The organism is Streptomyces sp. NPDC051662, from assembly GCF_040681655.1.
In the GTDB taxonomy this organism is placed as follows: domain Bacteria; phylum Actinomycetota; class Actinomycetes; order Streptomycetales; family Streptomycetaceae; genus Streptomyces.
Window position 1 is genome coordinate 114,355 of the sequence record NZ_JBFAZD010000022.1, and the last position, 24,192, is coordinate 138,546.

The 24,192-nt window shown below is 69.1% G+C and carries 19 protein-coding genes and 2 pseudogenes; 10 read left to right on the forward strand and 11 right to left on the reverse strand.

Annotated features, from left to right (window positions below):
* The first annotated feature begins 175 nt into the window (after positions 1-175).
* A complete protein-coding gene (locus AB0M67_RS30445; RefSeq protein WP_365750690.1) occupies positions 176-1,144 on the forward strand; it encodes an alpha/beta hydrolase in 969 nt (322 codons plus the stop codon).
* 50 nt (positions 1,145-1,194) lie between these two features.
* On the opposite strand, the gene AB0M67_RS30450 is transcribed toward AB0M67_RS30445, so the two are convergent.
* The 4 genes from AB0M67_RS30450 to AB0M67_RS30465 form a co-directional block, all read right to left on the reverse strand.
* Positions 1,195-3,534, reverse strand: coding sequence for a xanthine dehydrogenase family protein molybdopterin-binding subunit (locus AB0M67_RS30450; protein WP_365750692.1), 2,340 nt, complete (start codon positions 3,532-3,534; stop codon positions 1,195-1,197).
* Positions 3,509-4,579 carry a xanthine dehydrogenase family protein subunit M gene (locus AB0M67_RS30455; protein WP_365750694.1) on the reverse strand — a complete coding sequence of 357 codons (1,071 nt, stop codon included), beginning with the start codon at positions 4,577-4,579 and terminating at the stop codon, positions 3,509-3,511. The genes AB0M67_RS30450 and AB0M67_RS30455 overlap by 26 nt, the downstream gene beginning before the upstream one ends.
* Complete coding sequence (locus AB0M67_RS30460) at positions 4,576-5,253, reverse strand: 2Fe-2S iron-sulfur cluster-binding protein (RefSeq protein ID WP_365750696.1); 678 nt, start codon at positions 5,251-5,253, stop codon at positions 4,576-4,578. Before AB0M67_RS30460 ends, AB0M67_RS30455 begins: the two co-directional genes overlap by 4 nt.
* A gap of 148 nt (positions 5,254-5,401) precedes the next feature.
* The gene (locus tag AB0M67_RS30465) at positions 5,402-6,361 is read right to left on the reverse strand and encodes a helix-turn-helix transcriptional regulator (RefSeq protein ID WP_365750698.1); all 960 of its coding nucleotides are present in this window, start codon (positions 6,359-6,361) and stop codon (positions 5,402-5,404) included.
* 117 nt (positions 6,362-6,478) lie between these two features.
* On the opposite strand from AB0M67_RS30465, the gene AB0M67_RS30470 reads away from it, so the two are divergent.
* The 4 genes from AB0M67_RS30470 to AB0M67_RS30485 all read left to right on the forward strand — a co-directional run bounded on the left by AB0M67_RS30470 (position 6,479) and on the right by AB0M67_RS30485 (position 13,035).
* Positions 6,479-7,522 carry an NAD(P)-dependent alcohol dehydrogenase gene (locus AB0M67_RS30470; protein WP_365750700.1) on the forward strand — a complete coding sequence of 348 codons (1,044 nt, stop codon included), beginning with the start codon at positions 6,479-6,481 and terminating at the stop codon, positions 7,520-7,522.
* 364 nt (positions 7,523-7,886) lie between these two features.
* The gene (locus AB0M67_RS30475) at positions 7,887-11,102 is read left to right on the forward strand and encodes a hypothetical protein (RefSeq protein WP_365750702.1); all 3,216 of its coding nucleotides are present in this window, start codon (positions 7,887-7,889) and stop codon (positions 11,100-11,102) included.
* Between the two features lie 4 nt (positions 11,103-11,106).
* A complete protein-coding gene (locus AB0M67_RS30480) occupies positions 11,107-12,135 on the forward strand; it encodes a hypothetical protein (protein ID WP_365750704.1) in 1,029 nt (342 codons plus the stop codon).
* A 54-nt stretch (positions 12,136-12,189) separates the two neighbouring features.
* Positions 12,190-13,035, forward strand: a complete 846-nt coding sequence (locus tag AB0M67_RS30485; RefSeq protein ID WP_365750706.1) for a class I SAM-dependent methyltransferase — start codon at positions 12,190-12,192, stop codon at positions 13,033-13,035.
* A gap of 43 nt (positions 13,036-13,078) precedes the next feature.
* Here the strand turns inward: AB0M67_RS30485 and AB0M67_RS30490 are convergent.
* Positions 13,079-13,531 (reverse strand): annotated as a pseudogene (locus tag AB0M67_RS30490) (ATP-binding protein); the annotation flags it as partial.
* Here AB0M67_RS30490 and AB0M67_RS30495 point away from each other — a divergent pair.
* Positions 13,532-13,636, forward strand: a pseudogene (locus AB0M67_RS30495) (FAD:protein FMN transferase); the annotation flags it as partial.
* 31 nt (positions 13,637-13,667) lie between these two features.
* Here AB0M67_RS30495 and AB0M67_RS30500 read toward each other — a convergent pair.
* A complete protein-coding gene (locus AB0M67_RS30500) occupies positions 13,668-14,342 on the reverse strand; it encodes a TetR/AcrR family transcriptional regulator (RefSeq protein ID WP_365750708.1) in 675 nt (224 codons plus the stop codon).
* 148 nt (positions 14,343-14,490) lie between these two features.
* Here AB0M67_RS30500 and AB0M67_RS30505 point away from each other — a divergent pair, with 148 nt between their 5' ends.
* Entirely contained in the window at positions 14,491-15,471 is a 981-nt protein-coding gene (locus AB0M67_RS30505; protein ID WP_365750710.1) for a pyridoxal-phosphate dependent enzyme, read from the forward strand.
* Between the two features lie 147 nt (positions 15,472-15,618).
* On the opposite strand, the gene AB0M67_RS30510 is transcribed toward AB0M67_RS30505, so the two are convergent.
* Complete coding sequence (locus AB0M67_RS30510) at positions 15,619-16,572, reverse strand: hypothetical protein (protein WP_365750712.1); 954 nt, start codon at positions 16,570-16,572, stop codon at positions 15,619-15,621.
* 194 nt (positions 16,573-16,766) lie between these two features.
* Positions 16,767-17,162, reverse strand: a complete 396-nt coding sequence (locus tag AB0M67_RS30515) for a hypothetical protein (RefSeq protein ID WP_365750713.1) — start codon at positions 17,160-17,162, stop codon at positions 16,767-16,769.
* Between the two features lie 100 nt (positions 17,163-17,262).
* Between AB0M67_RS30515 and sigJ the strand changes: the two genes are divergently transcribed.
* A complete protein-coding gene (gene sigJ / locus AB0M67_RS30520) occupies positions 17,263-18,180 on the forward strand; it encodes an RNA polymerase sigma factor SigJ (RefSeq protein WP_365750715.1) in 918 nt (305 codons plus the stop codon).
* 19 nt (positions 18,181-18,199) lie between these two features.
* On the opposite strand, the gene AB0M67_RS30525 is transcribed toward sigJ, so the two are convergent.
* From AB0M67_RS30525 to AB0M67_RS30535, 3 genes are all read right to left on the reverse strand, one after another.
* A complete protein-coding gene (locus AB0M67_RS30525) occupies positions 18,200-19,279 on the reverse strand; it encodes a HAMP domain-containing sensor histidine kinase (protein ID WP_365750717.1) in 1,080 nt (359 codons plus the stop codon).
* Complete coding sequence (locus AB0M67_RS30530) at positions 19,272-19,988, reverse strand: response regulator transcription factor (protein ID WP_365750719.1); 717 nt, start codon at positions 19,986-19,988, stop codon at positions 19,272-19,274. The genes AB0M67_RS30525 and AB0M67_RS30530 overlap by 8 nt, the downstream gene beginning before the upstream one ends.
* A 68-nt stretch (positions 19,989-20,056) precedes the next feature.
* A complete protein-coding gene (locus tag AB0M67_RS30535) occupies positions 20,057-20,761 on the reverse strand; it encodes a VanZ family protein (RefSeq protein WP_365750721.1) in 705 nt (234 codons plus the stop codon).
* A gap of 586 nt (positions 20,762-21,347) precedes the next feature.
* On the opposite strand from AB0M67_RS30535, the gene AB0M67_RS30540 reads away from it, so the two are divergent.
* Positions 21,348-22,589 carry an NAD(P)/FAD-dependent oxidoreductase gene (locus tag AB0M67_RS30540; RefSeq protein WP_365750723.1) on the forward strand — a complete coding sequence of 414 codons (1,242 nt, stop codon included), beginning with the start codon at positions 21,348-21,350 and terminating at the stop codon, positions 22,587-22,589.
* 376 nt (positions 22,590-22,965) lie between these two features.
* Positions 22,966-24,192: an aromatic ring-hydroxylating dioxygenase subunit alpha gene (locus AB0M67_RS30545; RefSeq protein ID WP_365750725.1), complete on the forward strand. Its 1,227-nt coding sequence runs from the start codon at positions 22,966-22,968 to the stop codon at positions 24,190-24,192.

Below are 24,192 nucleotides of genomic sequence, written 5' to 3' on the forward strand. Positions count from 1 at the left end.
TGCCCTCGGGACCCGCGTTCGAGTTGCGTGGGGCGTGTCCCCCTGGAACATGGCGAGAGGAGCGAACTCCCGACGTCGGCCGCATGATCCTCGCGCCATGGGCCCCGCCCAGCGGTGCCGGCCGGTGAGCCGCGCTCCCTCACCATCCGTTCGCGCGACCCCACAGGAGACCGTCATGGCCGAGCTGCCCCCTCCGCCCGCCCCCGTCCTCGAACCCGCCGCGAAGGAGCTCACCGAGGCTACATCGCCGCATCCGAGGATCTACGAGGTCCCACCGGCGCAGGGCAGGGACATCCTCGCCGGGCTCCAGACCGGTAAAGGCGTCGACAAGCCGGAGATCGACGAGGAGTGGGTGACGGTCGACGCGGGCGAGTACGGCAGGGTCCGCACCCGGATCGTCCGCCCCAAGGGCGCGGTCGGCGATCTTCCCGTCATCCTCTACATCCATGGGGCGGGCTGGGTTTTCGGCGACGAGAACACCCACGACCGTCTCGTACGGGAACTCGCCACCGGAGCGAACGCCGCCGCGGTCTTCCCCGTCTACGACCGGGCACCCGAGGCGACATACCCGACGCAGATCGAGCAGAACTGGGCCGTCGGCGAGTGGGTCGTGAAGCACGGTGCCGCGCATGGTCTCGACGCCTCCCGTATCGCGGTCAGCGGTGACTCGGTGGGCGGCAACATGGCCGCGGTGTTCGCCCTCATGGCCAAGGAACGCGGTGACGTGGGCGTGAAGGCGCAGGTGCTGCTGTACCCCGTCACCAACGCCGCCTTCGACACGGCCTCGTACCTCCAGTTCGCGGACGGGTACTACCTGACGCGGGACGGCATGATCTGGTTCTGGGACCAGTACACGACCGACCCGAAACAGCGGGCCGAGCCCTACGCCTCCCCGCTGCGGGCGAGCGCCGGTCAGCTCAAGGGCCTGCCTCCGGCCCTCGTCATCACCGATGAGGCGGATGTCCTGCGCGACGAGGGCGAGGCCTACGCGGCGAAGCTCCGCGGGGCCGGTGTCGATGTGACGGCGGTGCGCGTGGAGGGCATGGTCCACGACTTCCTGATGCTCGACAGCCTCCGGGACTGCCACGCCACCAAGGTGGCCCGTGAACTCGCCATCAGCGCTCTGAAGAAGGCGCTGGCCTGACCGGCCGGCCTTGATCACTCAGCCGGGCGTCGGCTCGGCCGGACGTCGGCTCACCCGTCCTGCGGCGGCAAGCTCGGCAGGAGTTGTTCCAGCGTGACGGGGAAGTGCCGGACGCGCACACCCGTCGCGTTGAACACCGCGTTGGCGACCGCCGCGCCCGCGCCGCAGATGCCCAGTTCGCCGACACCCTTGGCGCCGAGGGGGTTGGCCCTGTCGTCGGAGCCTTCGAGGATGACGGCGTCGACCTCGGGGACATCGGCGTGGACGGGCACCACGTACTGCGCGAGATCCCGGTTGACGAACGCGCCGGAGCGTACGTCCACGACCACCGCTTCCTCCAGGGCCATCCCCAGCCCCCAGATCATCCCGCCCATGAGCTGCGAGTGTGCCGTCTTGGCGTTGAGGACGCGGCCCACCGAGAAGACGCCCAGCATCCGCCGGAGCCGGATCTCGGCCGTGTCGGCGTCGACGCCGACTTCCGCGAACTGCGCTCCGTAGGTGTTGATCGAGTAGGCCGCGTAGTTCGGGTCCTCCCGCGCGGGCGGCGTCACACCCTCCGCCTCCACACCCGGCTCCGTGCCACGATCCGGGCCCCCGCCCCCCGGCCGGACACGCGCCACGATCTCGTCCAGCCCCTCCGACACACCATCGATACGCACCCTGCCGTCCGCGAACACCGCGGCCGAAGGCTCCCGGCCGTACAGCGGGGAACGCTCGTCGCCGCACGCCGCGGTCAGCAGCTTCTCGCGCAGGGCCGCGCACGCGTGGTGGACCGCGGTGCTCGAATTGCCCGCGCCCCACGAGCCCCCCGACCCACCGCTGACAGGGAACTCGGAACGCCCCAGCTCCACCCGTACCCGTTCGGGCGGCAGGCCCAGCCCGTCGGCGGCGACCTGGGTCAGGGCCGTGTACGTCCCCGTGCCCAGGTCTGTCATGTCCGACCGGACGACAGCGCCGCCGTCCGCCGTCACCCGGACCCGAATCCTCGTCGCCGCCTGCGGATGCGGACGGATCGCGGCGGCGACGCCGTAGCCGACCAGCCACCGCCCCTCCCGTAGAGTCGCGGGCTTCGCCGCGCGGTGCTTCCAGCCGAAGCGGCGCTCCCCCTCACGCAGACAGTCCACGAGATGGCGTTCGCTGAACGGCACGCCCCGCTCGGGATCCAGCTCCGGCTCGTTACGGATACGCAGCTCGACCGGGTCCATCGACAGCTCATGCGCCAGTTCGTCCATCGCCGACTCGACGGCCAGCAGCCCCGGGCCGTGACCAGGGGCACGTACGTCCTCCCCGCGCGGCAGATCGAGCGATGTCAGCCGGTGGCTCGTCGCCCGGTTCGGGGCCGCGTAGAGGCTGCGCGTCGTGGCGGCGATCTGCTCCGCGTACTCCACGTCGGGGTTGGTATGGATCGTGATGTCGTGGGCGATCGCGACCAGTCGGCCGTCCCGCCCCGAGCCGAGGCGGACATGCTGGTGCGACGCGGGGCGCACCCCGACGAGGGGGAAGGTCTGCTGCCGGGTCAGCGCGATCTTGACCGGCTGGTCCAGCGCGCGGGCGGCGATCGCCGCCAGGATCGTCTCGTAGTGGACTCGCAGCTTGGAACCAAACCCCCCACCGACATACGGGCAGGCGATCTGGATCCGTGCTTCGTCCATCAGGAGCGTGGTGGCGATGGACGTACGCGCCGAATCGACGATCTGGGTACTGGTGTGGACGATCAGGTCCTCGCCGTGCGGCACGACGAGACACGCGTGCGGCTCCATGGGCTGGGCGGACTGGCACGACGTCGTGTACTGCTGATCGATCGTGACCTCGGCGGCGGCGAACCCGTGCTCGATATCCCCCACCGCCGTGTCGGGCGCGAGGCCGATCTTCATCTTGTGCGGCGGGTGGGCCTGCTCCAGTCGTGTGGCGAGCTCGTAGTGTCCCCGCTCAACGGCGTACGAGACGTCGACAAGACCGGCCGCCGCCCGGGCCTGCTCGAAGGTGGTCGCCACGACGAGCGCCACGGGCTCACCGTGGAAGTGGATCTCGGGGCCGGTCAGGGCGGGAAAGGCGCGTGGAAACTCCAGGAACGTGGAGTCGTTCCAGGTGCCTTGCGGCGGGGCGTTGTGATGGGTCATCACCATACGTACACCGGGGAGGCGTTCGGCGCGTGCGGTGTCGATGCGCGTGATACGGCCCTTGCCGATGGCCGCGCCGACGATGTACCCGTAGAGCGTCGGTCCGGCTCCCCGTTGCCGCTGCGCGTTCCACTCCTCGTATACGTAGGGGGCGCGGCCGGTGACCTTCAGCGGGCCGTCGACGCGATCGAGCGGCCGGCCGGTCAGCGCGGCGTCCCGCACGCCGGTCTTCTCCGTCCCGGCGTCATCCACCATGGCTCTCTCCACCATGGCCTCCCCACCTCACCCGGGTCGCCCGGTCCAGCGTGCGGCAGAGCGTGCGTCGGGCCAGCTCGATCTTGAAGTCGTTGGCGCCCCGCCCCACCGCGTTCCGCATCGCCGCCTCGGCCGCGGCGCGGTAGGTCGCCATCGTGGCGGGACGGTCCCGCAGTGCCGCCTCCGCCTCGACCGACCGCCAGGGCTTGTGCGCCACGCCACCGAACGCCACCCGGGCGCCTGTGACCGTTCCCCGGTCGGCGCCTGTGGCCGTTCCCTCGTCCGACAAGTCACCGTCCGTGGAGCCGCCCGCCGTTGAGACGACCACCGCCACGGAAACCAGCGCGAACTCGTACGACGCCCGGTCCCGGACCTTCCGGTAGAGCTGCCCACCCGGCGGGGGCGGGGGCAGTTCGACGCCCGTGATCAACTCGCCGGGCCGCAGGACCGTCTCCCTGTGCGGGGTGTCTCCCGGCAGCCGGTAGAAGTCCCCGATCTCCACAGCGCGCGTCGACCCGTCGGCGTCGAGGAGCTCGATCCGCGCTTCCAGCGCCGTCATCGCCACGGCCATGTCCGAGGGGTGGGTCGCGATACAGGCGTCGCTGGCGCCGAGGATCGCGTGCGTACGGTTGAAGCCGCCGATCGCACCGCAACCGGAGCCGGGATCACGCTTGTTGCAGCCCGCGTCCGCGTAATAGAAGTACGGGCAGCGCGTGCGCTGCAAGAGGTTGCCGCCGACGGACGCCTTGTTGCGCAACTGGCCCGAGGCTCCGGCGACCAGCGCCTGGGACAGGACCGGGTAGCGGGTCCGTACCCGGGGGTCGGCGGCCACATCGGAGTTCGCGGCCTGCGCGCCGATCCACAGTCCTCCGTCCGGCAGTTCTTCGACACTCCCCAGGGGCAGCCGGCTGATGTCCACGAGATGGTCAGGCCGCTCGATCTCCAGCTTCATCAGATCGAGCAGATTGGTGCCACCGCTGATGAACTTCGCGCCGGGACGGGACACCGCCGCCACCGCGGCCCGCGCGTCCGTCACACGCTCGTAGGTGAAGGGCCTCATCGCGGGCCTCCCCGCGGTTTTCCCCGGCCGCGCGGGGATCCCTGGCCGCGCGGGGATCCCCGGCCGCCCTGCGCGTGCGCGACCTCGCGCGCGTGCGCGACGTCGCGGATGGCCGAGGCGATGTTCGGGTAGGCGGCGCACCGGCAGATATTGCCGCTCATCCGTTCGCGGATCTCCTCGTCGGTCAGCTCGACCCGCGAGGAGGAGACATCGGCGGTGGCATGGCTGGGCCAGCCGGCCTCCACCTCACGGAGCATGCCGACCGCCGAACAGATCTGACCCGGGGTGCAGTAGCCGCACTGGAAGCCGTCCCGCGCGATGAAGGCCGCCTGCATGGGGCTGAGTTCGCCCGGATTCCCCAGGCCCTCGATCGTCACGATCTCGTCGCCCTCGTGCATCACGGCGAGCGTCAGACAGGAGTTGACGCGTCGCCCGTTGATCAGCACCGTACAGGCGCCGCACTGGCCGTGGTCACAGCCCTTCTTGGTGCCGCCCAGACGCAGATGTTCGCGGAGCGCGTCGAGCAGCGACGTACGCGGATCCACGTCGAGGTGCCACGAACGGCCGCTGACGGTCAAGGTGATGGCCGAGAGGGGCACGTCCCGGTCCCGCTCGTGTGGCGCGTGGTCCCGCGTCTCCCGGTCCTGGGGCTCGCGCATCGGGGGCTCGCTCATCGCACTCTCCTGACGCTCTGTCAGACGCGGAGCCGGTGCGGTACGAGAGGCTCGCCTCACGTTCGACATGACGTACAGCCTCCACCGTAACCCCGTCGCGGTGGACCCGAAACTTGACGGATCAGGCGCTACGGGCCGCGATGGGGCTTCAGGCGTGTGGTGTCCGGCTGTCGGCCCTGACCGTGTCCGTGCTCCAGCTCGCGAGGATGCGCAGAGCCTCCGCCGACGCGGAACCCGGCTCCGCGTGGTACACGCACAGGTACTGTTCGTGGTCGTCCGGGAGATGCATCGTCTCGTACGCGAGAGTGAGGTCACCGACCAGCGGATGCCGCATCCGCTTCACGCCGTGACCCTTCTCCTTCACATCGTGCGTGGCCCACAGCCGCCTGAACTCCTCGCTCTTGACGGAGAGCTCACCCACGAGCGCCGACAGCTCCGGGTCCTGGGGGTGCTGGCCCGCGTACAGCCGCAGATAGCTGACCATGTCGGACGCCTTGGAGTCCCACTCAAGGAACAGCTCGCGGTAGTCGGGGGAGAGGAAGGTCAGCCGTGCCCAGTTGCGCTCCTCCGGCGGCAGCTTGCCCCAGTCGCCGAACAGCGCCGCCGCCATGTGGTTCCAGGCAAGGATCTCCGAGCGCGCCCCGCCGACATACGCGGGTACGCCCTCCATCGACTCCAGCAGCTGCCGCAGCGCCACCCGCACCAGCTGTCGCTTGGGCGCCCGGTACTTCCTCCGCTGCTGTTTCGGCTTGGCGAGATGGGTGAGGTGCGCATGCTCGGCGTCGGTCAGACGCAGGGCGCGCGCGATCGAGTCGAGTACCTCCGCCGACACATTGCGCCCATTGCCCTGCTCCAGGCGTGTGTAGTACGCCACCGAGACTCCGGCCAGCTGTGCCAGCTCCTCTCGTCGCAGCCCCGGCACCCGCCTGTGCCGCCCGTGCGAGGGGATTCCCACGTCCTCCGGCTTGAGCCGGGCCCGCCGGGTGCGCAGGAACTCGCTGAGCTCGGCCCGGCCGTCGAGAACGTCGGGGCGGGCTGCCTGTCCGTCGTCCGCGGAGAGGGGTGCGTCCGCGGAGGGGGGTGTGCTCGCGGAGGGGGTGTCGTCCATGTCCTCAAGTATTCCCCTTCGTACGACCAGGAGCCTGACCCCGCCAGTAGTAGGACCACTGGACGTACGCAAAGCGGTGACCTGGGTGAACGCGCTGCGAGGAGGCACTCTCGAACCATGACCACGACTGTTGCCGCATATGCCGCTCCCAGCGCCAAGGCACCGCTGGAGCGCACCACTATTGAGCGCCGCACGGTCGGTGAGTTCGACGTTCTGATCGACATCGAGTTCGCCGGCATCTGCCACTCCGACATCCACCAGGCACGCGAGGGCTGGGGTGAGGCCATCTTCCCGATGGTGCCCGGTCACGAGATCGCCGGTGTTGTCGCCGAGGTCGGCTCCGGCGTGACGAAGTTCAAGGCCGGCGACCGGGTCGGCGTCGGCTGCATGGTCGACTCCTGCCGCGAGTGCGAGAACTGCCGGGCCGGGCAGGAGCAGCACTGCCTGCGCGGGAATGTCGGCACGTACAACGCCATCGGCCACGACGGCGAGCCCACCTACGGCGGCTACTCGCAGAAGGTCGTCGTCGACGAGAACTTCACCGTCCGCATCCCGGACGGGCTGTCTCTGGATGTGGCCGCGCCGCTGCTCTGCGCCGGCATCACCACATACTCCCCGCTCAAGCGCTGGGGAGCGGCCCCCGGCAAGAAGGTCGCCGTGATCGGCCTGGGCGGCCTCGGCCACATGGCCGTCAAGATCGCGCACGCCCTCGGTGCCGAGGTCACGGTCCTCTCCCAGTCGCTGCGCAAGAAGGACGACGGCCTGAAGCTGGGCGCCGACCACTACTACGCCACCAGCGATCCGGCCACCTTCGAGAACCTGGCCGGCGCCTTCGACATCATCGTCTCCACGGTGTCGGCGCCCCTGGACTTCGGCGCGTACCTGAGCCTGCTGAAGACCGGCGGCGCCCTGGTGAACGTCGGCGCGCCCGAGGAGCCCGTCGCCCTGAACCTGTTCTCCCTGATCGGCGGCAACAAGACTCTCGCCGGTTCGGCGATCGGCGGTATCGCCGAGACCCAGGAGATGCTCGACTTCTGCGCCGAGCACGGCCTCGGTGCCGAGATCGAGCTGATCGAGGCGAGCCAGATCAACGAGGCGTACGAGCGTGTGCTCGCCTCGGACGTGCGCTACCGCTTCGTGATCGACACGGCGACGATCTGAGCCACGCGGGACCTCGCCGAGCGAGCAGCCCCACCGAGCGAGCAGCCTCGCCGAGCGAGCAGCCTCGCCGAGCGAGCAGCCTCGCCGAGCGAGCCGGCCTCATCCGGCGAGTAATCGACGCCCTCCCCGGGCTCCGGCAGGATCACTCAGATCCACCGGATCCCGGGGAGGGCTCTCCCATGACAGCGAGGACCCGCAAGCAGATTGATGCAGACCTGCCAAGCGAAACGCTCGTCTTCGTGGGGAGAACCACTCGCGAGAGTGAACTTCGGCTCTGATCAAGGTAGTTCGCCTCATAGTGTGACGGGCGGGAGGCACGGAACGGGGATGCCGACCGTACCGTCGCCCCCACAGGAGTCTCACCATGGAGCCGCTCTTCCGCCTCGCCCTGCTGCGGCCCGCGATCGCGCAGGACCCCGACAACCCGAGTGTCGAACTGGCCCAACAGACCGACTTCCAGCAGGCGTTGGCCGCCGCGTCGAGCACGCCGGACCCCCGGACCGAACTGCGACGGGTAGCGGGCGGTTACGTCGCGGGCCCGCTGTTCATCGCCGGACCCGAGCAGACTCCGCTGGCCAAGGAGACGGCCAAGTTCGTGGCCACGCTGGATCGGCTGCCCGCACCGGCCCGGGCGGCCGGAGCGGCACCCGCCGCCCGCTCGGGCGCCGCCCCGCCCTTCCCGCCCTCACTGCGGGACACGCTGATCGCCGCCGTCCGGGACGCGTTCGGCGCCGTACCGGCGGACGTCGTGCAGAGCGCCGCGTACAAGACCGCCGTCGCCCGGCTCCGGGACAGCGTGCTGGCCATCAAATACCTGCCCGCCGAGCACACCCGCGCACTGGAGGAACTCGTCCGCCAGCTGCGCCATCTGGAGATCGTCGCCCGCCTGGTGACACACACCGCGTTCCCCTCCGGCGCACCGGAGTTGCGGCGGGCCCGCAGACGCCCCCTGCGGCTGCCGAACGAGACGGGCCTCGAACCCGTGACATCCACCGTCGAGGCCGAGCGCGAGCGGCGGGCGAAGGAGGCCGAGGCGGCCAGGGTGAGACGCGAGCGCGCCGAACAACTGCTCGCGGTCTACCAGCAGTTGCGTACGGCGATCGGCGAGCTCACCGGTCTGGGCGGCGAGCACTTCAGCATCTCCCGGCAGAACGGGTCCGGGCAGGTGCTGCCGCCCGCCGAATACACCCCGCATGCCGAACTGGCCCGGCAGATCAGCTTCCACAGCCGCCTCTCGGAGGCCAACCTGCGGGCCCTGGCCGGAGGTACCGGAACAGGCGGCGGAACCAGTGGCGGAACCGATGGCGGAACCAGTGGCGGCACCGCCCCCGGCGCCGCGGCCGAGGAACCCACGCCGGAGCTCCCCGTAGCCGGCGCCGCGGAACTCGCCGGGCAGGTCTTCGGGGCCAGACCGGATCTGCTCGCCGGCAGCCCCGGCTTCGTCCCGGCGATCCTGAACGAACTGGGTTTCCGGCTCGGGCCGGACGCGGTGGGGCAGTTGTCGGAGGCCACCCGTGCCCTGCTGACGGCGCGCGGCATCATCGTGTCGGCCCAGCCACTGGACCGGATCGTCGCCTTCCTCCAGAGCGAGGTCGACCGGACGGCCGCGGAGCTGGAGAAACTGTTCGGCAAACCCGTCAAGCGCAGTGTGCGGCGGATCGGCGACACACTGGTCACCACCTCCACCCCGCTGCCGTCCGTCTGGAACGCGATCACCATCGGGGACCTGGACCCGATCGAGGAGATCCCGCTGGAGGCGGGCCGTATCCCGACCACCCGGGGCAGTGTGAAGCCGTCCGGCGTCGCCGACCTCCTCGTGGTCCGCCAGCAGCTGATCGGCTACGAGGGCGCCGATATCGCCCACATCGAGAACGTACTCAAGGGCGAGACCAAACTGCGCGAGCACACCCGACGGGAGGAGACCGAACAGACCACCGTGACCGAGACGGAGACGATCACCTCCGAGGAACGCGAGCTTGAGTCGACCGACCGCTTCGAGATGAGCCGGGAGTCGAGCGCCGTCATCAAGGAGGACGCGGCGCTGAAGGCCGGACTCACGGTCACCGGCAAGTACGGTCCCACGGTGGAGTTCTCGGCCTCCGCGGAAGGCTCCGCCTCCCGGTCGAAGGAGGAGGCGACGAAGTCGGCGTCCACCTTCTCCCAGGACGTCACCCAGCGCAGCGCCAGTAAGATCTCCGAGCGGGTGCTGCAGCGCACCACCCTGCGGATCACCACCGAGGTCACCGAGAAGAACACCCACACGCTCGACAACAGCCCCGGCATCGAGCACATCTCCGGCGTCTACCAGTGGGTGAACAAGGTCTACCGGGCGCAGATGTTCAACTACGGGCTGCGCACCATGTTCGACTTCATGATCCCGGAACCCGCCGCGTTCCTCATCCACACCCTCCAGTCGTCCCACGCGGGGGCCGTCCAGGTGGAGAAACCGCCGGCCTTCACCCTCCAGTCCCACCAGATCGACGTGACCAACTACCACTACTGGGTGCAGCTCTACCAGGCGACGGACGTCACGCCGCCGCCCGAGATGTATCTGACCAAGTCCTTCGACTTCAAGGCGGGCGGCGGGGACAGCAAGACCAACTACAACCACTCCGGTCAGGTCACCATCGACGAGGGCTACCAGGCGTTCCAGGGGTCCGTCGCCCACCTCTGCAACATCTGGGAGGGCCAGTACTCCCTGGACGTCGCCGTGGGCCGCAGGACCCACCGGTTCGGCCCGGACAGCGACTGGGTGTGGATCACCATGCTGGACGAGGAGCAGGGCTCGATCCCCGTCGCCGTCGACACCTTCCGCCTCTCGCAGGTGGCGGTCGCCGTCGAGATCAAGTGCCGGCGCACCGAGCGCGCGATGGACAAGTGGCGTGCGGACACCCACGCCAAGCTGACCACCGCCTACCGCGCCCGCCTCGCGGACTACGAGGAGAAGGTCGCCGCGCTGACCCTGGAGGCCGGGGTCGCCATCGAGGGCCGCAACCCACTGGCCAACCAGGAGCTGATCGCCCAGGAACTGCGCAGGAACTGTGTCAGCATCCTGACCAAACAGCACTTCGACCTCTTCGACGCGATGCACGAACGCACCGGCAAGGCCCCGCAGATGGACTTCGACGAGGCCGCGGCGGAGGGCGCCTACATCCGCTTCTTCGAGCAGGCCTTCGAATGGGAGCACCTGACGTGGGTCGCGTATCCGTACTTCTGGGGCCGCAAGAGCCAATGGGACGAGCGTCTCGCCTACGACGACCCCGACCCGCTGTTCAACCAGTTCCTCAAGGCCGGGTACTGCCGGGTCGCGGTCCCCGCCCGCCTCGGTTTCGAAGGCGCCATCGACCACTTCATGAACTTCGGCGAGTTGTGGAACGGCGGCCCCCTCCCGACCGTCTCCAGTCCTCTCTTCCTGCCGATCGCCGACGAGATCGCCGAACGCCTCGACCGCCCCGGCGACGAGATCCCCCAGGGCGAGCAGTGGACCGTACGCGTCCCCACCAACCTGGTACGGCTCCGCGCCGACGACGACCTGCCCCGCTGGGTGCGGAACGCCGACGGCGAGTGGGTCGAGGCCTGAGCCGATGAAGCACTTCGTCCTGGTGGCCGGATATGAACAGCCGCCCAAGAACCTGCCGTTCCGGGCGTACTGCGAGAACCGGGTCAGGCAGCATGTCGCGGCCAACAAGGCCAAGGAGGATCTGGTCTTCCAGATCTTCGATGTGGGCAGCGGGGAAGTCGTCGTCCGTACGTTCACCTACCCGGGAGGCACGCGGACCGAGTCGGTCGCCGCGGTCCGCTCCTACGAGCGGGTCACCCGCGCCCACTACGACGGGAACGCCTTCAAGGACGGCCAGGACGGCGTGATGTCGGTCGTGGACGTCTACGCGGCGGTACAGACGATCGGCATCCGCGCCCCCGGCACCCTGATGGAGCTGAGCTTCCTCTCCCACGGCTTCGCCGGCGGCCCGGTCCTGGTGAACAGCTTCGACGACGAACAGGCGGAGCGGCTCAACTCCGCCGGAGTCAAGACCCTCTTCCTCCGTCTGGGCAACCGGCGTGACCCCGACGACAAGGACCCGCGGGTGAAGGACTTCCACGAGGTGAACATGCGGCCCGCCGAGTTCGCCGCCTTCCGGGCGGCCTACCATCCCGACGGCTTCAACTGGAGCTGGGGATGCGCCTTCGAGCACGAAGTCAACGAGATCCTGCACAAACTGGAGCACCATCCCGACTACCGCTCCGCGGGGTTGCCCGACAGTAAGGTCCTGGTCTTCCGCAACCTCACCCGGGCGAACGTCGACAACCTCAGCGCGATGCTGGGCACCACCTTCCCCGACCACCGGAAGGTGGAGATCACCTTCGGCGAGCTGAAGCTCTACTTCCGTAGACAGATCCTGTCCTCCTACAGCCACGTACTGGCGGTCGCGTCCGGGCGGAGGACCTTCGGCGGTCTGATCGGCACCTACGCGGAGCCCGACGGCGCTCCTCGCCCGCTGATGCGCGTCAACGGCCGCTTCAGCAGGCACTTCACCTTCTACAAGAACTACTTCGGCTTCGCCCTCGATCCGGAGCGAAGGGGGTACGGCGCCTACGATCCGGCGTTCACCTGACCAGCCGTTTGAATCCGCTGATGAGCGGGGCCCACTTCACCTAGCATGCTCCGCATGCCCGACGAGATCACGCATGCGAAGCGCGACGACCGGCCCCCGGAATCCCGCCGGACGCGCTTGAGCAGGACCTTCGACGAGGACGCGGAACTGTACGACCGGGCCAGGCCGGGCTATCCGCCGGAGCTGTACGACGATCTGGCGGATCTCGCGGGCGCCCGCCCCGGTAGCCGCGTACTGGAGGTGGGCTGCGGGACCGGCCAGGCGACGGTGCCTCTGGCCGAGCGGGGCTGTCGGATCACCGCCGTCGAGGCGGGAGCGCGTATGGCGGCGGTCGCCCGCCGCAACCTGGCCGAGGCCCGGGCCGACGCGGTGGAGGTGGTGACGGCGGACTTCGAGAGGTGGCCGCTGCCGGAGGAGCCGTTCGACGTGGTGGTCGCGGCGACCGCGTTCCACTGGATCGACCCGACCGTGCGGATGGCGAAGGCCGCCGAGGCGTTGCGTCCCGGCGGGGCGCTCGCCGTGGTGCGGACCCAGCATGTGGCGGGCGGAACCGAGGAGTTCTTCGTGGAGGTCCAGCGCTGCTACGAGCGCTTCGATCCCGACACACCGCCCGGGCTACGGCCGCCCGCGGCCGCCGGCATCGATGGCTCGGACCACGCGCGGGAGGTCTCGCGAAGCGGTCGGTTCGGCCCCACGGTCTTCCGCCGCTACGAGCAGGACCTCACGTACACCACGTCGGACTATCTGGATCTGCTGCGGACCTACTCCGGCCACCGAGCTCTTCCGGAAGCCGCCATGAACGGACTGCTGGGATGCGTTGCCCACCTCATCGACGGGCGATACGGCGGCCGGGTGACCAAGCGCAATCTCATCGAGCTGGCAGTGTCACGCGTGCCGTGACGGGTGCGCGGCGCCGCACTCTCGGCGCGCACGAGGCGGCAGGTCAGAGAGCGGTCCGCGAGGACCGGCGGGGGATCCGGAGGGTGAAGACCGTCGAACCCGGGCGGCTGACAAGCTCGGTGGTGCCGTGGTGCGCCTCTATCAGTGACCGCGCGACCGCGAGTCCCAGTCCGCTGCCGCCGCGATCGCGGGTGCGGGCCTTGTCCACGCGGTAGAAGCGGTCGAAGACCCGCTCCTGGTCGGTGGCCGGAATTCCGGGACCGGAGTCGGCGATCCGGACCACCGCGACGTCCGGACAGGCGGACAGCTCCAGCGACACCCGCGTGCGTGCGGGGGTGTGCACGGCCGCGTTGGTCAGCAGATTGTCCAGGACCTGTCGGATACGGAGAGGATCGAGACGCATGCGCACCGGTTCGCCGTCGCCTCGCACGGACAGCGGATGCTCCGGTCGGACCGTACGGAACGCGTCCGCCGCCTGGGCCAGCAGCTCCGCGAGGCTGAGGGCATCGAATGGGCCGCGTCGAGGGACGGCTGCGAGGTGTTCGCGGTGGACGAGGGGCAGCGGGTCTTCCGTACGGCTGGGTTCCCTGTCGCCGGGTGACCGCTGCGCGGGAAGGCCTGCACGCCGACACCTACTCGGGCCTGATGATGCCCATCGCCTGCTCCACCGTCTCGTTGCTCAGACTCGGCGTCGCCAGTGGGGGGTTGTCGGGGCGCCGGCGAAGGCCGTTGAGGAGAATCTCAAGGTATCGGCGCCAGATGTCCGGCTGCCGGCCCCGGGTGAACTGGGCGGCGGCGTACAGCATGTGCTGGATGACGGGGATGTCGGAAGGAGTCACCTCCGGACGGAGATCCCCGCTTTCCTGGGCCCGGCGGATCAAGGCTTCGAGGAAGGGCAGCATGCCGCCGCGTGCTGTCTCGATGGGCTCGGACGTGTGCTCGCCCAGCATGAGCACTTCATGCAGACCACGATTCTCGGCGAGATCGGCCGACATCTCCATGAGGAAGTCGACCAGCCCCTGCCAAGGGTCCGGGTGGGCGAGGGCGTTCTCGGCCATCTCCTGGCGCATCCGGAGGTCCTGTTCGAACAGGGCACGGATGAGGGCTTCCTTGGTGGGGAAGCGGCGATAGACGGTTCCCACGCCCACTCCGGCGTGGCGGGCCACGCCGTCGAGCGTAACCCCCAGCCCCTGCTGACCGAAGACCTCGCGTGCCGCGTGGAGAATACGTTCGCGGTTGAGGGCGGCGTCCCGCCGTAGCGGGCGGGCGCCCTCAACCGGATCGCTCTGCCGGGATCTCTCCGTCATACGGCACAGCGTAGCCCTGTTGATCAGGCCGGTTCTCGGTGTCCCTGACCGCGCGTGATCAGCCATACGCAGCCGGGACGCGGCGAGCGTGCGTGCCGGGCGTCGCCGGGCAGGCGGGACTTCGAAGACACGCGCTAGGCTGCTGTGTGTGCTGGCGACGCGTCTCGACACTGGTCGGATCCGGGCGGCTCGCCGGGTGATCGACCCGGTTTTCCTCGACACTCCGCTGTACCGCTGCGAGGCCCTGGAGCCCGGCCTCGGGTGCACGGTGAGCATCAAGCTGGAAACGGCGAACCCGGTGCGCAGCTTCAAGGCCCGTGGCACCGAGGTGGTCGCGAGCCTGCTGGCCGGCGGTGGCTCGCGAGACGTGGTGTGTGCCAGCGCGGGCAACCTCGGTCAGGCCCTCGCGTGGTCCGGCCGCGGCCGGGGGCTTGAGGTGACCGTCGTGGCGTCCCGCTTCGCGCCCGCGGTCAAGCTCGACCGTATCCGCGCGTTGGGCGCTCGGCTGGAGCTGGTGGACGGCGACCACGAGATGGCTCGCGAGCGGGCGGCGGCCATCGCGCGGTACGACGGCATCCGGCTGGTCGAGGACAGCCTGGACATCGAGACCTGCGAGGGCGCGGCGACCATCGGCCTGGAACTCGTCGGCACCGTACCGTCGTTCGACACTGTGCTGATCGCTCTCGGCGGCGGAGCGCTGGCCACCGGTGTGGGTCACGTGCTGAAGGAATCGGCACCCGACGTCGAGGTGGTCTGCGTCCAGCCGCTGGGCGCACCGGCGATGACGCACTCGTGGCGCGGGCGGCGCGTCGTCACCACCGACTCCACCAACACCATCGCTGACGGCGTCGCCGGCCGGCGTCCCATCCCGGCCGTCCTGGACGACCTCCTCCTGGTCGCTGACGACGCGGTCCTGGTCCAGGAGGCATCCATCATCGCCGGTATGCGGCTGCTCCTCGACCATGCCGGTGTCGTCGTCGAACCATCGGCCGCGCTCGGTATCGCTGCGGTCCTCGAAGACCGTGACCGCTTCGCAGGCCGGCACGTGGTCACCATTGTGTGCGGCAGCAACGTCGACCTGGACGCCTATCACCGCTGGCTCGGCGCGGCCCCCATCCAGAAGTCCTGACAGTTGTTCGGCGAAGCCACTCGTTGATGACTCGCGACGGGCCTCCGAACGGCGGAGGGCGGACCGCGGAGGGCGACGGGACGGATCCACATCCCGTCGCCCCTTCGTTGTTCCCGGCGGTCGCCCGCCGTCCCGCTTCGCCGAGGATCAGCCGCGGTAGGGGTTGCGCAGGTACGTCAGGCTCAGATCGCCCGTGTTGCCGAAGTACCGGGAGATCAGGTACGCGGGGTCCGTCACCATCGCGCCCGCCTGGAGGTCGCTGCCGTCGTTCGTGTCGTCCCACATCCAGGGAGCGCGCGCCGAGTTGTCCTTGCCGTTGTCACCCCGGAACACGCCCCACGCGGCGTATGTCTCCGCGTTGGCGCGACGGCCCCAGAGGCTGTCGGCGGCGGTCAGGTCGACCAGGCCGTACCGCGCGTCGCGGTCGTTGCCGCCGGTCGGGACTGAGCCCCCGGTGCGGCTCGGCTTGTAGACGATTCCGTCGCCGCCGGGGAACTCGCCGCCGTTCCAGGCGTAGGCACCGTGACCGCGCGCCTCCTGGAAGCTCGTCGGGTGCGCCGCACCGTCGAAGTCCTGCATGACCACGGTGCCGTCGATGTTCTCGCGGCCGTTGGTGAAGGGGCTGCCGGGCGGGGTGTACGAGTAGATGTTGTCGTGCGCGAGCGTCACGACGGCCTGAAGGGTGCCGTACTGACTGCCGTCCTTGCGTACGACCTCCACCTGGCCCTCCATGTCGTTCTCGTGCGAGAAGAGGTTCAGCGGGTAGTCCTTCCAGTCCCGGGGGTGGAAGAACCCGTAGGTGAGGTACCAGTGCGTCGCGGTCTCCACCACCGAGTAGTACACGGTGCCGGTCAGCCGGGCGGTGTTGGCGTCGAGGTTGTCCCAGTTGTTGAGGGTGTTCCAGTCGCCGTCGTAGTTCACCGGCGCCAGGTAGTCGGCGGTGTAGTAGTTCGCCGAGCTGTCCTGGTAGTGCACGGGAGCCCAGCGGTAGGCGAGGTCGGCGTCGCTGGGGGCGGCCTGTGCGGGCGGGGCGAGGAGAAGAGTGGCGCTACCCACGAACGCGGCCAGCAGGGTGGCCAGAACGGGTCTCAGACGGGGCACGGTGGTCCTTCGGTAGGAGGTCGTGGAGATTGACGACTTCCCATGGTCGGGACCGGCGGGCCCGGCGAAAAGCCTGGTCAATGAATGTTCAACGGCGGGACGCGATTGTTCATCCAGGGGCTTCGGAGCCTGCGCAAGTTTCCCTCAATCCAGGCGGGTTACGCGCTGAGGCGGGCAGCACCGCCCTCCGGCCGCTACGAGTGGCCGCCGAGCCGTGCGCGCTGGGCCAGCGCCAGCAGACTCAGTCCGAACATCAGGACGCCCAGGGGGAGATGGACCGACGGGACGTGCGCGATGCCGAGCACGACCTGGACCGAGGCGAGTACGAGGAAACCCGAGGCGTGCCAGACAGGCCGGGGCGAGCCGCCGCCCGGCTTCCACGCCAGCACCGCCGCGAGCAGATACAGCATCGACGCCCCGTACATCACACGGGCTCCGGCGCTGTGCAGCGTCTCTCCGTAGGACGAGGTCACCAGCAGTCCGGCCGAGACCGCCTGGAGGAAGATGGTCAGGGTCTGCAGAGCGATCGCGATCCGCAGGAACGAGGAGCCGCGCCGCGCGGTCGCCGTCGCTGTCTCCTGAGTGGCCATGTCACAATCCCCTTGTCCGCCTTTGGGCAGTAGATCGATAAGGTCTCACCAGCCCGACGACGCGGGCCTGCGAAAGGTAAGGCGGGGGGCGGCCGGAAGCATGGGCACTGTCGGGACCGGCACAGATGACATAGCCGCCGAGCAACGCCAACTGATCAATGTCGCTTACCGGTTGCTCGGTTCGGTGACCGAGGCCGAGGACGCCGTACAGGATGCCTACGCACGCTGGTACGCGCTGCCGCGGAGCCGGCGGGCGGAGATCCTGTCCCCCGGAGCCTGGCTGACGACGGTGACCGGCCGCATCTGTCTGGACGTGCTCGGCTCGGCGCGGGCCCGCCGTGAACGCTATGTCGGCGCCTGGCTGCCCGAGCCGCTGCCCGACCGCACCGAGTGGGACCGGGCGGGCGGCGCCGGCGCCACCGGCCCGGTGGACCCCGCCGACCAGATCGTCCTGGACGAGTCGGTGACCATGGCCTTCCTCGTCGTCCTGGAGTCGATGACGCCCGCCGAGCGGGTGGCGTTCGTCCTGCACGATGTCTTCCGGTACCCGTTCGCCGAGATCGCCGGCGTTCTCGGCCGGACCCCCGCGGCCTGCAAGCAGTTGGCGTCCTCAGCCCGGCGGCGGGTGGGCGTCGCGCGCGCACCGGTGACGGCGGCCGGTCAGGCCGACGTGGTGAGACACGTCAAAGAGGCATGGGAGACCAAGGACATCGCAGCCCTCGTCGGTCTCCTCGACCCGGCCGCCGTGATGACCGCCGATGGCGGCGGTTTGGTCGGCACGGTCCTGCGCCCGGTCGAGAGTGGCGCCCGCATCGCCCAGTACATGGTCGCCCTTGCCGACAGGGCTCCGGGGCTCGAACTCCTGGAGCGGTCGGTCAACGGTGTGCCCGGCCTGGTGGCCCTTCGTGCCGGCGTCGTCATGACCGTAGCCGCGTTCGACATCTCCGACGGGTGCGTCACCCGGATCTGGGCGGTCCGCAACCCGGAGAAGCTGCGTCCGTGGGCGCGGGAGCGCTGACGCTCTCAGGGACGAGCGCCTATGGCGTGCCGGGAAGCCGGACCGTGACGAGGAGACCGCCGGCGGGGCGGGGGACGAGGTCGAGGGTTCCGTCGTGGGCGCGGACGATGCTGTGCACGATGGCCAGGCCGAGGCCGACACCGGCGTGCTCGTCGGTGCGTACGCGTTCCGTTCCGCGTCGGAAGGGTTCGGTGAGGGTCGGTACCAGCTCCGCTGGGAGCCGATCGCCCGTGTTCTCTATCCGCAGCACGCTCGTCGCGCCGTGCGCCTCGGTGTGGACCGTCACGGTGCCGCCGGCAGGGAGGTTGTGGACGATCGCGTTCTGGACGAGGTTCGTCACCATGCGCAGCAGAAGCTCCGCGGAGCCGCTGGTGCGGGCCGCCCCACCGGTGACGTCGAGCGTGATCCCGCGCTGTTCGGCGAGGGGAAGCAGCGTTTCGGCGGCTTCTTCGGCGCTGAGGGAGAGGTCGACGCTCTCGCGGGTGAGGTTTCCGCGGTCGCCGCGGCTGAGCAGCAGGAGGGCCTCGGTGAGGTCGATCGCCCGCGTATTGACCACGTGCAGGCGTTCGATGAGTTCGCCCCGGTCCCGCGTGGGGTCCTTGCGGGCGACGTCGAGGAGCGTCCGCGAGATCGCCAGCGGGGTGCGCAGTTCGTGGGAGGCGTTCGCGGCGAATCTCCGCTGCTCGGCGACGTGGGACTCAAGTTGTCGGAGCATCGAGTCGAACGCGTCGGAGAGTTCGCGGAACTCGTCCTGGCGGCCCTTCATATGGATGCGATGGGACAGCGACCCGTTACCGGCCATCCGTGCCGCTTCCGTGATCTGTGTGAGCGGTGCGAGCATCCGGCCGGCGAGGAACCATCCCCCCAGGAGGCCGAAGACGAGCAGGCAGACCAGGCTTGTGGCCGCGGCGGGGGCGAAGGTGCGCACAAGAAGGTAGCGGTTGGGCGAGATCCCGAGAAGGCCCTTGGGGTTGTCGGGTACATAGCGCAGCAGGAACAGCCACACCACGGCCAGCAGGAGAGTGCCGGCGACGGCGAGGAACCCGGCGTAGCTGAGAGTGAGCTTCAGCCGGGCGCTGAGCCCTGGGCGTCTACGCATGCGTACGGCCGGAGTCGGTGCTCTCCCCGCCGGGGGCGATGGTGTCCGTACCGGTGTCGATCCGGTAGCCGACGCCGGGCACCGTGGCGATGATCCATGGTTCGCCGAGCCGTTTGCGCAGGGCGGAGACGGTGATGCGCACGGCGTTGGTGAGGGGGTTGGCGTTCTCGTCCCAGGCCCGTTCCAGCAGCTCCTCGGCGCTGATGACCCCACCCTCGGCGGCGACGAGGACCTCCAGCACGGCGAACTGTTTGCGGGTGAGCGCGACGTAGCGTCCGTCGCGGAAGACCTCCCGGCGGAAGGGGTCGAGCCGCAGGCCCGCGATCTCGCGGACCGGGGGCCTGGCGTGCGCGCGTCTGCGGTCGAGCGCCCTCAGCCGCATGACGAGCTCCCGCAGCTCGAACGGTTTGGTGAGGTAGTCGTCGGCGCCGAGCCCGAACCCGGAGGCCTTGTCGTCGATCCGGTCGGCGGCGGTGAGCATGAGGATCGGGATGCCACTGCCGGAGGCGACGATGCGTCGGGCGACCTCGTCGCCGGAGGGGCCGGGGATATCGCGGTCGAGGACCGCGAGGTCGTAGGAGTTGACACCGAGCAGTTCCAGGGCGGAGTCGCCGTCGCCCGCGATGTCGGCGGCGATCGCCTCCAGCCGCAGACCATCCCGGACGGCTTCGGCCAAGTAGGGCTCGTCCTCCACGATCAGTACGCGCATGCCCGAAGCCTAAGCAGCACAACGTATCGCCTGCGTATGCAAAGACGTGTGCGCACCGGACTCGCGAGTCAGCCTGCCGGTGCCGGCGCGGGGAGAGGCCGGTCCGACGGCACATCCGCCGTAGTGCGCCACCAACGGCGCGACGCCAGCGCGGCCAGCACGGCGCCGGTGGCGTTGACCAGAACGTCGTCCACGGAGGACACCCGGTCCAGCCGCAGGACGTACTGCGCGGTTTCGACCAGGACCGAGCAGCCCGCCCCGAGCGCCAGGATCCGCGGCACGGACGCCGGCGCCGCGAACCGCATCGGGGCGAAGAACCCCAGCGCCGCGAAGATCAGCAGGTTGCCGACGATCCCGGCCGGCCCCATCGTGAGCAGGTCCCGCAGCGGTACGAGACTCACCCGGCCGGGGACGGTGCCTGCCCCGGCGCCGGGCATCATGGTCATCCACAGGAACGGCACCGTCCCGTAGACCATGCCCACCTCGGCCAGCGACATCCGCCACGCCGATGTGACACCGGCGGCACGCCGACGGCGCGCCAGAGCCCACACCACCAGCGCGGTCAACGGCAACGCGACCAACGTCATGAGCATCACACCGTTGAACGTATCGAAGCAGCCGTGCCACCGACCGGTCACGCACATCGGAGCGGACATCATGAGCGGCCGACGCATGACGAACAGGGCGCTCGCCACGCCGAGTAGTGCCAGGGTGAGGAGCACGATCCCGCGCGTGCGGCGGGGCGGTGCCGACAGGGTTGTGTTGTGGTTCATGCCCCCATCGCAGCCGGAGGGCCGTTGCGGTCGCGTATGCGATTTTCGATATGCCCGCGATACACGGACAGCTCCGGCATCAAGGAACGGCCGGCACGTGGTCCGGAGAGAGAGCCCGCACGGGGCCGTGTTCGCGGTCGCCAATGTTTTTGCCGAGGAAAGGCCGGCCATCAGGGAAGCGGCCTTGGCGTCGGCGTTCACATGGTCCAGATCATGAAACCCATGGCTTTGTTAATTGCTCAAGAAGTCGCCCAAGAAGTTGGTCACGCTGGGTCGCTATTAGTTCAGTGGTAAAACATCACTTTGCCGGAAGGGCTGAATCCTTCGACGTGGTGGCCGGATTCGGACCCCCCTTGGAGTGTGATGTACGCCACACAATTGACCCCTTGGGAAGGGGCGAAGTGGGTTATTCAGTGCGCTAGTTAGGCGGAATGGATCATTCGACTGGCGAGATGTCGATGCTCGCGCATTGCCCTGCAATTGCCAGTACTTGACCTTCATCTGTCGATTTCCATACCCTCCGCATCGTGTTCTTGCCGCTGACCGCGGTGCGTCAGTACTTCACACCTAATTGATGGGGGATCGTATGTACGACGTCATCGTTGTGGGCGGACGCTGCGCCGGATCACCGGTCGCGATGCTGCTCGCGAGACAGGGGCACCGCGTCCTCGTGGTGGATCGGGCCTCATTCCCCAGCGACGCGGTGTCGACCCACTACATCCACCAAGCAGGACTGTTGCGGCTCCAGGGATGGGGTCTGCTCGACGAGGTCATCGCGGCGAAGACTCCGGCGCTCCGGAAGATGAACTACTCCTACCGAGGCATAGAACTCAACGGGTTCGCCGACCCGGTGGACGGCGTCGACGCCGTCTACTGCCCCCGCCGCAACGTGCTGGACGAGATCCTCGTCAACGCCTCCCGCCGCGCCGGCGCCGAGGTGATCGAAGGGTTCACTGTCTCCGATCTGGTCTTCACCGACGGCCGTGTGACGGGCATCCGAGGGCGCGAAGGGGACGGCCCGGAGCGGGAGTTCCGTGCCACCGTCGTCATCGGCGCCGACGGGTTCCACTCCACGGTCGCCAAGAAGGTCGGCGCGGAGCTGTACAACGTACGCCCCGCCGCGGGCTTCATCTACTACTCGTACTTCACCGGTCTCGACTGGGGCCTGCACCACAAGACCGGCTTCAACGAGCGGTGGTTCGGCACCTGGCCGACGAACGGCGACGTGAACATGCTCGCCGTCATCTGCACCAAGCGCCAGCTCAAGGAGTTCCGCCAGGACGTCGAGGCCTGCTTCCAGCGCGTGTTCGACGACGTCGCGCCGGAGATGGGCGCGCAGCTGCGCGAGCAGGGCAGGCGTGAAGAGCCCTTCAAGCCCATGCGCTACCCGGACAACTACTATCGCCGCTCCTACGGCCCCGGTTGGGCGCTGGTCGGCGATGCCGGCTACCACAAGGACCCCTACACCGGGTGGGGCATCTCCGACGCCTTCATCCACGGCGAACTCCTCGCCGAGCGTGTCCACCAGGGCCTGGCGGGCGAGCGGCCGATGGAAGAGGCCCTGGCCGAGTACAACAAGCTGCGCGACGAGGAGAGCGCGGGCGTCTACGACTTCACGACGACGCTCGGCGAACTCACCGAACTCCCGCCGTTCTTCGAGGCGACGATGTCCGCGATGAGCGCGACGCAGGAGTGGACCGACAAGATGCTCGGCCTGATCGGCGGAGTCGTCCCGGACTACGAGGTCTACGCGCCGGACGCCCTTGAGCGGCTCTACGACTCCGCGGGCGTGCCTGAGAACAAACGGATCTATGACCCGGCCGGATAACGGCCGGCGGTTCGCCGCACCTGCCCCGAGCGGGGGCACACCCGGCTGGGCGCCGTGAGTTGAGCGTGCCGTCACCGGCCCTCACACCGACGCTTCGCGCACCCCTCACCCAGCGAGTCGTGCGCGCTCCGCTGGATCGTCTCCGAGTTCCCTTCGAAGGCGATCGGCTCGCCCCGCCTGTATCCCTACGGCAGCCGCCCACGTGTCGGCCGGCCCGCGCGTCTCACCCCGGGCCGGCCCGGCAGCACTTCTCAGCCAGCACTGATCATGCAGTCCCACCATTCCCGGGGCTCCGTGCGGCCTTTCGCGGGCCCCGACGCCATCGGTAGTCCCGCACTGCATTCCAGGCGCTTGACCCTCTGAGGGAGACCAGCAGATGACGCGTGCGTCCAGCATGTTCGATCTCATCAGTGACCAGGGCGATGAAAGGCCATACTTCGAGACGGGTGGCATCGGCAGGTCGCACGAGTTCTACACCGGCGAGGAGCAGTACCGCCGGGAGATGTCCCGGATCTATGGCCGACGCTGGCTCCCGGTCGACCACGTCTCCCGGCTGAAGGACAAGGGCGCCTACGCCACGCTGAACATCGGCACCGGATCCATTCTGCTCATCCACGGGGACGACGGGATCCAGGCGTACCACAACTACTGCCGGCACCGGGGCTACAAGCTCGTGGAGGAGGCCACCGGCAAGCGGCAGAGTCTGGTGTGCCTCTACCACTGCTGGGTGTACGACCGGAACGGCAAGCTCAAGAGCCTCAACGGCACCTATCTGGACCACTTCTTCGAGAAGGAGAAGAACGGTCTGCTGCCGGTGAGGACCGAGATCCGGTTCGGGGTCGTGTTCATCGCCCTGTCCGACGACGCCCCCGATCTCGACGCCTCACTCGGTGAGTTCGGTGAGTTCGCGCGCGTCTATGAGCTCGCCGACCTGGAGTGTGTCGAGGCGAAGGACTACCCGGTCGCCTCGAACTGGAAGCTCGTCGCGCACAACGTCAACGAGAGCCTGCACTTCCCCACGGCCCACAAGGACCTGCACCGCATCACCGACTTCGACGACGCGGGCACCTATGACCTCAAGGGCGACATCGTCGGGGCGTGGCAGTCGATCCGTAACGCCTACAACTCCGTCTCCATGACGGGACGCAGCGACCGGACGCCGATGGGGCTGGTCCCCGAAGCGGACCGGAAGAAGATCAACTGGATCACGATCCTGCCCAATCTGCTGTTCGGGTTCACGGCCGACTACGTGATGATGCAGTGGGTCTGGCCCGAGAGCCCCGGCACGTGTTTCGTCCGGCACTTCTGGCTCTTCCACCCCTCCGAGACCGCCAAGAGCGACTTCTCCCACGAAGCGGTGTTCGCGCTGTGGGACAAGGCGAACTACGAGGACTGGGAGATGTGCGAGCGGACGCACCGCGGCCTGTCGAACCCGCTCTGGACGCCCGGGCAGCTCTCGCTCGACGAGGAGGTCGTCTCGCAGATCGACTCCTGGGTCGCCGCCGAGACGGCGGAGAGCCCGGAGCGCCCGGAGCGCCCGGACACCGCCGTGAGCGCCGACAACAGCGCGCACACCTCCGAGACCGGGAAGGTCACGAGGTGA

Excerpts from the sequence above, each read along its gene's own strand:
- AB0M67_RS30445 (WP_365750690.1), top strand. The coding sequence starts at position 176 with ATGGCCGAGCTGCCCCCTCCGCCCGCCCCCGTCCTCGAACCCGCCGCG.
- AB0M67_RS30450 (WP_365750692.1), bottom strand. The coding sequence starts at position 3,534 with ATGGTGGAGAGAGCCATGGTGGATGACGCCGGGACGGAGAAGACCGGC.
- AB0M67_RS30455 (WP_365750694.1), bottom strand. The coding sequence starts at position 4,579 with ATGAGGCCCTTCACCTACGAGCGTGTGACGGACGCGCGGGCCGCGGTG.
- AB0M67_RS30460 (WP_365750696.1), bottom strand. The coding sequence starts at position 5,253 with ATGAGCGAGCCCCCGATGCGCGAGCCCCAGGACCGGGAGACGCGGGAC.
- AB0M67_RS30465 (WP_365750698.1), bottom strand. The coding sequence starts at position 6,361 with ATGGACGACACCCCCTCCGCGAGCACACCCCCCTCCGCGGACGCACCC.
- AB0M67_RS30470 (WP_365750700.1), top strand. The coding sequence starts at position 6,479 with ATGACCACGACTGTTGCCGCATATGCCGCTCCCAGCGCCAAGGCACCG.
- AB0M67_RS30475 (WP_365750702.1), top strand. The coding sequence starts at position 7,887 with ATGGAGCCGCTCTTCCGCCTCGCCCTGCTGCGGCCCGCGATCGCGCAG.
- AB0M67_RS30480 (WP_365750704.1), top strand. The coding sequence starts at position 11,107 with ATGAAGCACTTCGTCCTGGTGGCCGGATATGAACAGCCGCCCAAGAAC.
- AB0M67_RS30485 (WP_365750706.1), top strand. The coding sequence starts at position 12,190 with ATGCCCGACGAGATCACGCATGCGAAGCGCGACGACCGGCCCCCGGAA.
- AB0M67_RS30500 (WP_365750708.1), bottom strand. The coding sequence starts at position 14,342 with ATGACGGAGAGATCCCGGCAGAGCGATCCGGTTGAGGGCGCCCGCCCG.
- AB0M67_RS30515 (WP_365750713.1), bottom strand. The coding sequence starts at position 17,162 with ATGGCCACTCAGGAGACAGCGACGGCGACCGCGCGGCGCGGCTCCTCG.
- sigJ (WP_365750715.1), top strand. The coding sequence starts at position 17,263 with ATGGGCACTGTCGGGACCGGCACAGATGACATAGCCGCCGAGCAACGC.
- AB0M67_RS30525 (WP_365750717.1), bottom strand. The coding sequence starts at position 19,279 with ATGCGTAGACGCCCAGGGCTCAGCGCCCGGCTGAAGCTCACTCTCAGC.
- AB0M67_RS30530 (WP_365750719.1), bottom strand. The coding sequence starts at position 19,988 with ATGCGCGTACTGATCGTGGAGGACGAGCCCTACTTGGCCGAAGCCGTC.
- AB0M67_RS30535 (WP_365750721.1), bottom strand. The coding sequence starts at position 20,761 with ATGAACCACAACACAACCCTGTCGGCACCGCCCCGCCGCACGCGCGGG.
- AB0M67_RS30540 (WP_365750723.1), top strand. The coding sequence starts at position 21,348 with ATGTACGACGTCATCGTTGTGGGCGGACGCTGCGCCGGATCACCGGTC.
- AB0M67_RS30545 (WP_365750725.1), top strand. The coding sequence starts at position 22,966 with ATGACGCGTGCGTCCAGCATGTTCGATCTCATCAGTGACCAGGGCGAT.